Here is an 11,945-nt window from a genome sequence, read left to right on the forward strand (position 1 = left end):
TCTCATCACCCTATTTGGGATGGGAACGGCCAGCTGCAAATGCGTGAATGGCCTCATAGATCGCGGCCGGGATCATCAACTTCTTCGTGTGAGATGGCGGAAATTCAGACTTGCTGATGCCAGGAATATAGACATCGAGCCCCGCGAGCCGACGGGTCTGCGCGTGGGCACGGGCGACGCGCCCATGTTCGGGAGGGCCTGGCATCATGGCCAGCACGGTCAGCCCGACCGCCGGACGCGTACTGCCAGAGCGAAAATCCGCCGTATCGATTGACCATGGCCCGCCGGAAAGGCCTGCCGATAGCATTTCCACAAGCAGGGCGACGTTTGCGCCCTTACGCCCGCCGAAGGGAAGCAAGGCCCCGCCAAGAGCTTTTTCCGGATCCTCCGTGTCGGCGCCGTTCGTGTCCAAGGCCCAGCCCTTGGGAATTGGGCGTCCTTCGGCCGCAGCGGCAACGATATTGACGAAGGCCGTCGCGCTGGAGGCCTGGTCGATGATCAAGGGCAGTGATGTCTCGCCTAGTGGAAAACCGAAGGCCATGGGATTGGTACTGAAGACGGAAGGGCCACCGGGTTTCGACACGACCATGGCGTTGGCGTTGGTTGCCGCCAATCCGACAAGCCCTACCTTTGCGAGACGACGCACAAAGTAACCGAGTTCGCCGGCCGTGTAGCTGTTGGTCTGGGTAAACATCGCGATGCCGAAGCTTCGCGCCGCGTCGACGATATCGCTAAAGGCAAGGTCGAAGCCCAGTTGGGCGACGCCGCCGTCGGCGTCGGAGACGAGCATGGCGGGATACGGCCGGGTGAGTGTCGGTACGGGTGCACAGTTGATGCGGCCTTCGCGAAAGCTGTTCAGGTAATCCACCATATGCGGAAAGCCGAGTGTCGCTGGGCCGAAGCGCGCTGCCGACAGCGTCGCATCTACGAGAGCCTGCGCGCTCGCTTCGTCGGCCCCGGCGCCGCGGCAAGCCTTTAACGCCAGTTCTTCAATTTCCTTCTGCTCAATTTCGATTTCGTCTGCCATGTCAAATCGCCAATCCGGCCTTGCGGCCCTCGAAAAACGCATACGGCGCCTGCCGTGGCGCGGCGCAATCGCCGATTTGGTGTGTCGCTATGCCTCGTTCCCGAAGCCCCGGCATCAGCCAGTCCATCGCAACGTTCGTGGTCGCGGTGACGAGCGTGTCTGCCTCTATGAAGCGATGCCTACCGGTACTGTGGTCGATGATGGTCGCGCCGTTGCCGTGCCATTCGGTGATGCTGGCTTCTACGATCCAGTCGACGCCGAGCTTTCGCAGCGTCTGGCGCATCGGCACGTCTGCTGCGGCTCGCTGTAGTTCCTTGCCGACGAAGGGGTCTGGCGTGAGGATCGTCACCTGATGGCCTTCCTCGGAAAGTTTCCAGGCCGTGCCACCACCGCGCCAGCCACCACCTTCGTCGAGTAGCAGCACGTGTCTGCCCGGCCGGGCCTGCCGCGCCATAACGGCTTCCACCGTGAAGACATTGCCTTTCTCGATCCCGGGCATGGTTTCCACCGCCGGCAACGCCTTCTGAAAACCGGTCTCGGGCGGATAAGAGCCGGTCGCGGCAATCACGATGTCGAACTCGGAAGGATCGATCTCCTCGGCGTCCATATAGCTGTTGAGGCGAACCTCGATGCCCAGCTTTTCGAGCTGGCGTTCATACCAGGCGATGAGATCGAGAATCTGCGCCCGTCGTGGCTGCATGCCGGCCAGAAGAAAATTGCCGCCGAGGCGCGTGGCGGCTTCCGTAAGCGTCACCCGATGACCGCGCTCGGCGGCGACACGGGCGGCCTCTAGCCCGGCCGGGCCCCCACCGATCACCAGCACGCGTTTCGGCTCGTCGGTCTTACGGAAACGGTCGCCGCCCCATTCGACCTCGCGGCCGACGGAAGGGTTGATCAGGCAGCTAATCCAGTAATCGCGGGAGCGGCGCCCCCAGCACATCTGGTTGCAGGAAATGCAGCCTCGGATATCGTCCGGCCGGTCCTCGCCGGCCTTAATGGCGAGATGCGGGTCGGCGATCTGGCCACGCACGATGGAGACGAGATCCGCCGCGCCTTCGCCAAGCACCGTTTCGGCATTGTCAGGGGTGCGAATATGGCTTTCGGCGATGACTACAGCCTTCTTGACGACGCCCTTCAGTACAAAAGCTAGGTCCGCGCCGAGCTTTTCCGGGTAGAGGAAGGTCGGCATCAGCTTATAGAAATCGAGATAGCCACCCGAGCCGCAGGTGACGTAGTCAATCAGGCCGAGATCGTCATGCAGCTTAACGATCTCGGCGAGTTCGTCGCTCTGAAGGGCAACCTTCACATCCGGCTCGTCGGAGACGGCAAGACCGATGATGAAGTCGGGGCCGCAGACGTCACGGATGCGCGACAGGATTTCGCGTGACATGCGCGTCCGGTTTTCCAGCGAGCCGCCCCATTCATCCTCGCGCCGGTTGCACCAAGGCGTCCAGAACTGGTCGACCAAGCCGAGATAGGCAGCCCAGACCTCGACTCCGTCGAAACCGGCGTCGTGACATCGACGCGCAGCCGCCACGAAACCGTCAATCGTCTCGTGGATTTCGGCCTTGCTCATCGGGTGCGAGCCGTCGCTGTCGTGATAGCTCGGCCCGCCAGAGGGCGACCAGTGGGGGTGGAAGGAATTGTCGGAATCGCCATGCGCGCCGACATGGTAGAGTTGCTGGATCGCGATGGTACCGTGCCGCTTGATGGCCTCGACCACCCTTCGGAAATGAGGAATGACAGCATCGTCTGAGTGACGGAAATTACCCCGGGTGAGCACGGCGGCGGCGTGCACCGGCATGGGCTCGACGACGATCATAGCCGCGCCACCGATCGCGCGCTCCTCATAATAGGCGGCATGGCGTTCGGTCGGGAGGCCTTCGACGGCCATGTTGGCAGTGTGCGCACCGAAGACGATCCTGTTTTTCAGCATCCGGGAACGTAGCCTCAGCGGTGAGAAAAGGCGGGGGAATTTTTTCGACATCGCTGAATTCCGAACCTAGAAATGACTATTGGGATGCCGAGGTGGCAGGGCCGGCACTATCTTCGGCTCTGCTAAGATCAACCCGGTGGCCGCTGTCGTGTGCATTGACCATTGCGCTCGCCAATTGACGGAAGGTCACGGTACCAAGCGGATTGCCAGCTGCATCGATGACGGTGATGTCGCCCTCGGGTGCCGTGGCAAGAGTACGCACGGCGTCTTCGATCGTAACGTCGGCGGCAATAGCTGCTCCGGCCGTTGTCGCTGTTGCACGAAGCGGGCTCATGACCGCTTTTACATGAACGACCCGTCCGCGGTTCACTTCCTTGACGAAGTTGGCGACATAGTCATCAGCGGGGCGCAGCACGATTTCTTGGCTGGTGCCCTGCTGAATGACCTCGCCGTCGCGCAGGATGGCAATCTGATCGCCGAGCCGTAGCGCCTCGTCAAGATCGTGGGTGATGAAGACGACGGTCTTCTTGATCTCCTTCTGGAGATCCAAAAGTACCGATTGCATGTCCACGCGGATCAATGGGTCGAGCGCCGAATAAGCCTCATCCATCAGGAGGACAGGCGCATCATTGGCGAGGGCACGCGCAAGGCCAACGCGCTGCTGCATGCCTCCGGAGAGCTGGTTGGGATACTTTTCCTCGAACCCTTTGAGCCCGACACGTTCCAGCCAACGCATGGCTGTGTCGAGGCTCTTCTGGCGCGGTACGCCCTGGATTTCGAGGCCGAAGATCGTATTGTCGAGCACCGTGCGGTGCGGCAGAAGTGCGAACTTCTGGAACACCATCGCCGTCTGATGGCGGCGGAATTCGCGCAGTTCGGCCTCCGGCATTTTCACGACGTCGATGCCGTCGACAAGAACCTCCCCGGCCGTCGGGTCGATCAGCCGGTTAATGTGGCGGATCAGCGTCGATTTGCCGGAGCCGGAAAGGCCCATGATGACCTGGATCGAACCGGAGGGCATTTCGATGTTGATATCGCGTAGGCCGAGTACATGGCCGTATTGGGCGTTGAGCTCGGCCTTGGTGAGGCCGTTCTTGACGGCCTCAACGTGGCTGGCCGCATTGGGTCCGAAGATTTTGTAGAGATGGCGGACTTGGATGCCGCCGAAGACCTGATCAGCCATGGACGATCTCCCGGTGTTTCTGGAGGCGCTTCCCATAGGCCTGGCTGACGCGGTCAAACATGATGGCAATACCGACGATGGCGAGACCGTTGAACATTCCGAGCGTGAAGTACTGGTTGGCGATGGCCTTCAGCACCGGCTGGCCGAGACCCTGCACGCCGATCATCGAGGCGATAACGACCATGGCGAGCGCCATCATGATCGTCTGGTTGATGCCGGCCATAATCGTGGGCAGCGCTAGGGGAAGCTGGACCTTGAAGAGCTTCTGCTTGTGGTCAGCGCCGAAGGCGTCGGCGGCTTCCAGCACATCCTTGTCGACAAGGCGGATGCCTAGGTCCGTGAGGCGGATCATCGGCGGGATGGCATAGATGACGACAGCAATGAGGCCCGGCACCTTACCAATGCCGAGCAGCATGACGACCGGAATGAGATAGACGAAGCTCGGCATGGTCTGCATCACGTCAAGTACTGGGTTGACGATACGCTGCAATCGGTCGGAGCGTGCCATGAGGATGCCGATGGGTATGCCGATGGCGATCGACAGCACCGTGCAGACGAAGATCATCGAGATCGTCCGCATCGTGTCCTCCCACATGTCAAGGTAACCGATGATCATGAGGGTGACGAGACAGCCGGCGGCGATGCGCAGGCTGCGCGTCGCGGCATAGGCGATAGCGAGGATAAGCAGCGTGATAATTGGCCAAGGGGTCTTGAGCATGAAACGCTCCGAGGCGATCAGGAAGTGCTGCAGAGGCGTAAACAGGCCCTCGATCAGCTCGCCATAGCTTCGGGTAAAGCCGCGAAAGCCGTCATCGATGGCCTTTTTCAGGTCACGGAGCGCGTTGTCGTCCATATGCGGAAATTTATAAAACCAGTCCATTCGGTTCCCCATCCGGAAAGAGGTCGGGCCACGTCCTCTTGTTCTTGGTATGTCGCCAGGTGAGGTGCGATATGTGCGAGCACACATCGCACCGGTTCTGCGAAGGCCGCCAGTCGCGGCCATCGAACAAGGTTTAGAGCGCAGCCTCGATCTTAGCGGCCGCTTCCGGCGATACCCACTTTGTCCAGATGTCCTTGTTCTCCTCTAGAAAGTGCTTGGCGCCATCCTCGCCGCTAGCCTGGTTGTCGGTCATCCACGCCATTAGCTGGCCGAGAGTCTGGTTGCTCCAGGAGCGTTTAGCCAGATAGTCCATGACCTCGGGGCCAGCCTTTTCGGAGAAGGGCTTGGCGACCAGCGTTACGATCGTATCGACCGGCCAAGCGCTCGGCTTGGGATCCGTGCAGTCCGCGATGGTCACGCAACGCTTCCATTCCGCCTGGTCGTAGGGAACGCCAGCTTCGAGCTGCACCATTTCGTATTTGCCGAGGAGGGCGGTTGGCGCCCAGTAATATCCGACCCAGCCTTCCTTGCGCTCATAGGCCTTGGCAATCGAGCCGTCGAGACCGGCGGCCGAGCCCGTATCGATCAGGCTCCAACCCGCCTTCTCCGCCTCGAACGCCTTGTAGAGTTGCGCGGTAACGACCGTGCCACCCCAGCCCTGCGGGCCGTTAAAGATTGCGCCCTTGCTCGGATCTTCCGGGTCCTTGATCAGGTCCGGATGCTTCAGGAGATCGGGGATCGTTTTGATGTCCGGGTGCGCGTCGGCGAAGTATTTGGGGATCCACCAACCCTGCACGCCGCCATCGGGCAGCGGCGAACCGACCTTGATGATACGGCCTTCGTCGGTACCCTTCTTGACCACGTCAGGCAGCAGGTCGATCCAGGCTTCCGGTGCGATATCCGGCTCGCCCTTTTCGGCCATCGAGGTAATGGTCGGGACCGTGTCGCCGATGGTGATCTCGGCGTTGCAGCCATAGCCTTCGTTGAGGATGATCTTGTCGAGGTTAGAAATCACCTCGGCACTCTGCCAGTTCATGCTGGCGATGGTGATGTCGCCGCACTCGGCGGCTTGGGCCATCGCAGAGCCGGCGACGGTTCCCAGGAAGAGGCAGGTCGATGCAAGCAGTTTCTTCATTATCGTTCCCTCTGCATGCGGCTTGGTTTTTGGGAGCGGGGCGCCGCGACACCCGCTCTTGACGGCGCTAGGAAGGTTCCCCCATGCGGACCGATTTCTTGAAGGCGGCGGCAAGCCCGCGTGTCACGGCGCTGCCGAAGCCCGCCGAAAGCATTTCCTCCATCGCGGCGGCCGTCGTGCCGCGATAGTCGCGGAAGGTCTGGACCGTTTCGGTGGGACAGTCGTCGCGCTGTTCCAGCAGGCGACCGGTGCCGATAAGCACCGTGTTGACAGCCCGTTGAGCGACCTGACGGTCGAGGCCGTGGGCGACGGCATCTGCCATCATGGCCTCGGCAAGTAAGGCCGGAAAAGCCGGGCCCGACCCGGTAAGGCCGGTCAGATAATCGATCTCCGCCTCGGTCCTTACCTCGTCCTGCACACCGCAGGCGTCGAAAATTGCCCGGACAACAGCGCGGTCGGTATCGCTGACATCCTTTGTGGCAATCCACGGCGTATAGGACTTGCGGACCTGCGCAGCCGCATTCGGCAATGTGCGTACGGCGCGGAGAGTCCGATGCCGTTCGCCAAGCGCTGTAAGGCGTATGCCGGCCATGACGGAGATGACGAGCCTGCCCTCGGCTTCGACCCTGAGGTCGATCCAATCGGCCGGGCGGACGGAGAGAATAATGACGTTCGAGCGGTCGGCGAGGGCCTGGTTGTCCGAGGTCCAGAATGCGTCGGGGAAACGATCCGGACGCGTGCTGCGGTAGGAAAGGGCGAGATCCTGAGGTTTTGCGATGCCGGAGGCGAGGACCGCTTCGGCAATAGCGGAGCCAAGCCATCCGCCGCCGCCGATCACGCCGATCCTCAAAACCTTGTCTGTTTCCACCTTCGACTCACTCCGGTTTGTATTGATGCCTTGCGAAGAAGCGGTCGAGTTCGCGCTGATGCGGAACCTGTCCGGTATAAATGGCGATGTATTCCGGTATGCGTTTCATGCGCAGTGCGAGGTTTTCCTGCGCCTGCATAGAGATGTATCCGATCTGGACCAGATAGGTTGTTCTCGCGCGAACGTCGGCCTGGGCCACTTCATACCCGAACCGCATGAACATGCGGCTGATCGCCTCCATGCGCGTCTGGTCAGCCATTTGCACCTCCGCCAGTGTGTCCGGCGATTGCAGGGCCCAGCTGCGCACGGCAAACTCGAATTGCGAGTCAAACAGCTCCTTGTTCAGCCAGCAGTCGAAGACGTTCAGCATCGCTTCGGCGAGCGATTCCGCATAGGCCTCGGATTGCTTGACCAGGTTGCCGGTGTTCTTCTCCCTCCACCGCGAGATCAGTGCATCGAGCAATTCCTCTCGATCCTTGAAGAACCAGTAAAAGCTGGTCCGGGAAAGATTGAGCCGTTTAGCGAGCGGCATGATCTTCACCGAATCCACGCCGGACTCGAGCAGAGAGTCGTATGCGGCTTGCAGCCATCCTTCCTGGGAGCCGCGCCAGCCGCTGTCGCTTGTCGTCTGTTCCATGAATGCCTCCTAACAAATCCCGCCTGCGGCCGCAAGCAAAATGTACATGACTGTCTATCTTTTGATCTGAAGTGTTTTGATCATTGACACATATGTACATTCCCGCGTACCGTTTCCTGAAATTCCTTAAACCGGAGCCCGGCGCATGTCGAACGATCCTCTGCTTCAGCCCTACCAGCTCAAGCATCTGACCCTCCGCAACCGTATTATCGTCACCTCGCACGAACCGGCCTATCCGGAGGATGGCATGCCGAAGGGCCGCTACCGTGCCTATACCGTGGAGCGCGCAAGGGGCGGGGTGGCGTTGACCATGACGGCGGGTTCGGCCGCCGTCTCGAGGGACAGTCCGCCGGTCTTCAACAACCTGCTCGCCTACAAGGATGAGATCGTTCCGTGGATCCGAAAGATGACCGACGCCGTGCATGAAGAGGGCGCGGCGATCATGATCCAGCTCACTCATCTCGGCCGCCGTACGCGCTGGGACAAGGGCGATTGGCTGCCCGTCATCGCACCGTCGCATCATCGCGAGGCAGCGCACCGAGCGTTTCCCAAGAAGGTGGAAGATTGGGACATCGAGCGCATCATCAAGGATTTTGCGGATGCGGCCGAACGCATGAAGGCGGGCGGAATGGACGGTGTCGAACTGGAGGCCTATGGCCATCTGATCGACCAGTTCACCTCGCCGCTTACCAACGAGCTTGATGGCCCCTATGGCGGCTCGCTCGACAATCGCATGCGTTTCTGTTTCGACGTGTTCAAGGCAATGCGCGAGCGTGTCGGCGACGACTTTATCCTCGGCGTACGCTATACGGCCGATGAATGTCTTCCCGGCGGGACCGGAAAGGCCGAAGGTCTGGAAATCTCCCGCCGTCTCAAGGAAAGCGGCCTGATCGACTATCTCAACGTCATTCGCGGCCATATCGACACGGACCCGGGCCTGACGGATGTCATCCCGATCCAAGGCATGGCGAGCGCGCCGCATCTGGATTTTGCCGGCGATGTTCGGGCCGCAACCAAGTTCCCGACCTTCCATGCGGCGAAGATCCAAGATGTCGCCACCGCACGCCATGCGATCGCCGCCGGCAAGGTCGACATGATCGGCATGACCCGCGCCCACATGACCGATCCACATATCCTGCGCAAGATTATTGAAAAGCGCGAGGACGACATTCGCCCCTGTGTCGGCGCGAACTACTGTCTCGATCGTATCTACCAGGGCGGTCTTGCGTTTTGCATCCACAATGCGGCTACCGGCCGTGAGGAGACCATGCCGCATAACATCCCCAAGGCGGATGTGCGCAAGAAGGTCTTGATCGTCGGCGCAGGCCCGGCGGGTCTGGAGGCGGCGCGTGTCTCCGCCGAGCGCGGGCACGAGGTCGTGGTCTTCGAGGCCGCGAACAATCCCGGCGGCCAGATCCGCCTGACGGCGCAGAGTGAGCGCCGCCGCGAAATGATCGGCATCATCGACTGGCGCATGAGCCAGTGCGAAAAGCTCGACGTGACCTTTCACTTCAACACCTGGGCGGACGCCAATGCGATTACCGCGGAAAACCCCGATGTCGTGATCATCGCAACGGGCGGCCTGCCGCACACGGATGTCCTTAGCAGTGGCAATGAGCTGGTCGTGTCTTCATGGGACATCATCTCGGGCGACGTGAAGCCCGGCACAAATGTGCTTGTCTATGATGATGCCGGCGATCATGCAGGGCTGCAGGCGGCCGAGTTCATCGCCAAGGCGGGCGGCAAGGTTGAGATCATGACGCCGGACCGCGCTTTCGCCCCGGAGGTCATGGCGATGAATTTGGTGCCCTATATGCGCTCGCTGCAGAAACTCGACACGACGTTCACCGTCACCTACCGCCTGGATGCGGCAGAAAAGAGCGGCAATCAGATCATCGCCCATGTCGGCAGCGACTATGGCGGAGTTTCCAAGCAGCGCACCGTCGATCAAATCGTCGTCAACCACGGCACCATTCCGCTGGATGATCTTTATTTCGAGCTCAAGCCTGGCTCAAAAAACGGCGGTGAAATCTCCTATGACGAGCTTCTGTCCGGCTCGCCCCAGACCACTGAGCGCAACCCTGGCGGCAGCTACCAGCTCTTCCGCATCGGCGATGCGGTCGCAGCTCGCAACACACATGCCGCGATCTTTGACGCGCTGCGCCTCGCTAAGGATATCTGACGATGGTGCGAAGCGATGCATTGCAGGGCTTCCTTGACGCTGCCTTTGTGGCTTATGACCAGTGCGCGCAGGATCTTCGCGCTCGCGAATCTATCACGCACATTTTTGCCACTCTGGAAGCGCCCCAGCCCTCGCGACCAGATATCGGTAAGCGCCTTCCTGTATGCCGGAGATATCTGGAGGAGGCTTTTGCGGTGGAGACCGGTCGGACGGCGCTCGATGTATTTATCGAGCGGTTCAAGGCATTGGAGCCCTCTCTCGAATGGAAGTGGCGCCCTACCTACGACGATACCGCGAGCGAAAACTTCCTGATGAGCCACGCGAACACGATGATCATCGGCCCAGGCGGGTTCGAAGACCGTCGGGATGTATGGTTCGGTGCAAGCCTGATGGCGCCGAACGTGCGCTATCCGGATCACGATCACGCGCCGGAAGAGACATATCTCGTCTTGTCCGATGGTGAGTTTCTACATGGCGATTCCGGCTGGTTTTCGCCTGGTATCGGCGGTTCCTTTTACAATCCACCGGGCATTCGCCACGCTATGCGATCGGGTGACAAGCCGCTCTTCGCGTTCTGGGCCTTGCTGCCAGACCAGACGAAACAGTGAAGAAAGAAGCCGGACTGATGGGCCGAGGAAGGAAAATGACGATGAAAGTTCTGGTCACCGTCAAGCGTGTCGTCGATTACAACGTGAAGATCCGGGTGAAGCCGGATGGCACGGGGATCGAGCTTGCCAATGTGAAGATGTCGATGAACCCATTCGACGAAATCTCGGTCGAGGAAGCGCTGCGGCTGAAGGAAGCCGGCAAGGTCGAGGAAGTGGTCGTCGTCTCCGTCGGTCCGGCCAAGGCCGAGGAAACGTTGCGCACCGCTCTTGCCATGGGCGCCGACCGGGCAATCCTGGTCGAGACCGACGATGCGGTCGAGCCTTTGGCCGTCGCCAAGATCATCAAGGGCGTGGCGGAAGCCGAACAGCCCGGCCTGATCATCGTCGGCAAGCAGGCGATCGATGACGATAGCAACCAGACCGGCCAGATGCTGTCGGCGCTGCTCGGCTGGGCCCAGGGCACGTTTGCCTCGAAGATCGAACTCGGTGACGGCAAGGCTGCGGTAACCCGCGAAGTCGATGGCGGTCTGCAGACCATCGAGATCAAGCTGCCAGCGGTGGTGACCACCGACCTGCGCCTGAACGAGCCGCGTTATGCCTCGCTGCCGAACATCATGAAGGCYAAGAAAAARCCGCTCGACAAGAAGAGCCCGGCCGATTTCGGCGTTGACACCGCACCGCGTCTGAAAGTTCTGAAGACCGAGGAGCCCTCGGGCCGCAAGGCYGGCATCAAGGTCAAGACGGTTGCCGAGYTGGTYGACAAGCTCAAGAACGAAGCCGGCGTCCTTTAAGACATCCAGAATAAGGAGACTAACATCATGGCCATTCTTCTTCTGGCTGACCACGACAATGCAACGCTTTCCGACCAGACCGCCAAGGCGCTGACGGCTGCTGCCAAGATTGGTGGCGACGTGCATGTGCTGGTGGCAGGCTCGGGTGCCAAGGCTGCAGCCGATGCAGCTGCCAAGCTCACCGGCGTTTCCAAGGTGCTGCTCGCAGACAGCAGCGATCTTGCCAAYAATCTGGCCGAACCGCTGGCAGCCCTGATCGTGTCGCTGGCCGGTTCCTACGACACCATCATCTCGGCCGCCACCTCGACCGGMAAGAACGTTCTGCCGCGCGTTGCAGCCCTGCTCGACATTGCCCAGATCTCGGAAATCACCGAAGTGGTTTCGGCCGATACGTTCAAGCGGCCGATCTATGCCGGCAACGCCATCCAGACGGTKCAGTCCGGTGAAGCCAAGAAGGTSATCACAGTGCGCACGGCCTCGTTTGCCTCGGCAGCCGAAGGCGGCTCGGCATCGGTCGAGACCATTTCGGCGGCTGCCAATCCGGGCCTGTCGACCTTCGTCAAGGACGCCCTGTCCTCGTCGGACCGTCCGGAACTGACGTCGGCCAAGATCATCATTTCCGGCGGCCGCGCACTCGGCTCCTCGGAAAAGTTCCAGGAGGTCATCCTGCCTGTCGCCGACAAGCTCGGTGCCGCCGT

At 60.8% G+C, this 11,945-nt stretch carries 11 protein-coding genes; 4 read left to right on the plus strand and 7 right to left on the minus strand.

Going from position 1 to position 11,945, the window contains the following annotated elements:
* Positions 1-10: 10 nt before the first annotated feature.
* The 7 genes from ASC96_RS16085 to ASC96_RS16115 form a co-directional block, all read right to left on the minus strand.
* Complete coding sequence (locus tag ASC96_RS16085) at positions 11-1,027, minus strand: Ldh family oxidoreductase (RefSeq protein WP_060504147.1); 1,017 nt, start codon at positions 1,025-1,027, stop codon at positions 11-13.
* Position 1,028: 1 nt separating this feature from the next.
* Positions 1,029-3,014, minus strand: coding sequence for an FAD-dependent oxidoreductase (locus ASC96_RS16090; RefSeq protein WP_060504148.1), 1,986 nt, complete (start codon positions 3,012-3,014; stop codon positions 1,029-1,031).
* Positions 3,015-3,039: 25 nt separating this feature from the next.
* The gene (locus ASC96_RS16095) at positions 3,040-4,146 is read right to left on the minus strand and encodes a glycine betaine/L-proline ABC transporter ATP-binding protein (RefSeq protein WP_060504149.1); all 1,107 of its coding nucleotides are present in this window, start codon (positions 4,144-4,146) and stop codon (positions 3,040-3,042) included.
* Entirely contained in the window at positions 4,139-5,026 is an 888-nt protein-coding gene (locus tag ASC96_RS16100) for a proline/glycine betaine ABC transporter permease (RefSeq protein ID WP_060504150.1), read from the minus strand. The genes ASC96_RS16095 and ASC96_RS16100 overlap by 8 nt, the downstream gene beginning before the upstream one ends.
* Before the next feature lie 133 nt (positions 5,027-5,159).
* Positions 5,160-6,161 (minus strand): ABC transporter substrate-binding protein, encoded by a 1,002-nt coding sequence (locus ASC96_RS16105; RefSeq protein WP_060504151.1) that lies wholly within the window; start codon positions 6,159-6,161, stop codon positions 5,160-5,162.
* 67 nt (positions 6,162-6,228) lie between these two features.
* Entirely contained in the window at positions 6,229-7,029 is an 801-nt protein-coding gene (locus ASC96_RS16110) for a pyrroline-5-carboxylate reductase dimerization domain-containing protein (protein ID WP_244482087.1), read from the minus strand.
* 7 nt (positions 7,030-7,036) lie between these two features.
* Positions 7,037-7,666, minus strand: coding sequence for a TetR/AcrR family transcriptional regulator (locus ASC96_RS16115; protein ID WP_060504152.1), 630 nt, complete (start codon positions 7,664-7,666; stop codon positions 7,037-7,039).
* Between the two features lie 145 nt (positions 7,667-7,811).
* On the opposite strand from ASC96_RS16115, the gene ASC96_RS16120 reads away from it, so the two are divergent.
* The 4 genes from ASC96_RS16120 to ASC96_RS16135 all read left to right on the plus strand — a co-directional run.
* Complete coding sequence (locus tag ASC96_RS16120) at positions 7,812-9,848, plus strand: NADH:flavin oxidoreductase (RefSeq protein WP_060504153.1); 2,037 nt, start codon at positions 7,812-7,814, stop codon at positions 9,846-9,848.
* 2 nt (positions 9,849-9,850) lie between these two features.
* Complete coding sequence (locus ASC96_RS16125) at positions 9,851-10,456, plus strand: dimethylsulfonioproprionate lyase family protein (RefSeq protein ID WP_060504154.1); 606 nt, start codon at positions 9,851-9,853, stop codon at positions 10,454-10,456.
* 41 nt (positions 10,457-10,497) lie between these two features.
* The gene (locus ASC96_RS16130) at positions 10,498-11,247 is read left to right on the plus strand and encodes an electron transfer flavoprotein subunit beta/FixA family protein (RefSeq protein WP_060504155.1); all 750 of its coding nucleotides are present in this window, start codon (positions 10,498-10,500) and stop codon (positions 11,245-11,247) included.
* A 27-nt stretch (positions 11,248-11,274) separates the two neighbouring features.
* Positions 11,275-11,945, plus strand: a 671-nt coding sequence (locus tag ASC96_RS16135) for an electron transfer flavoprotein subunit alpha/FixB family protein (RefSeq protein ID WP_060504156.1), incomplete at its 3' end; no start/stop codon positions are given.

Origin of the sequence: Rhizobium sp. Root1204, assembly GCF_001424965.1 — a bacterium.
In the GTDB taxonomy this organism is placed as follows: domain Bacteria; phylum Pseudomonadota; class Alphaproteobacteria; order Rhizobiales; family Rhizobiaceae; genus Pararhizobium.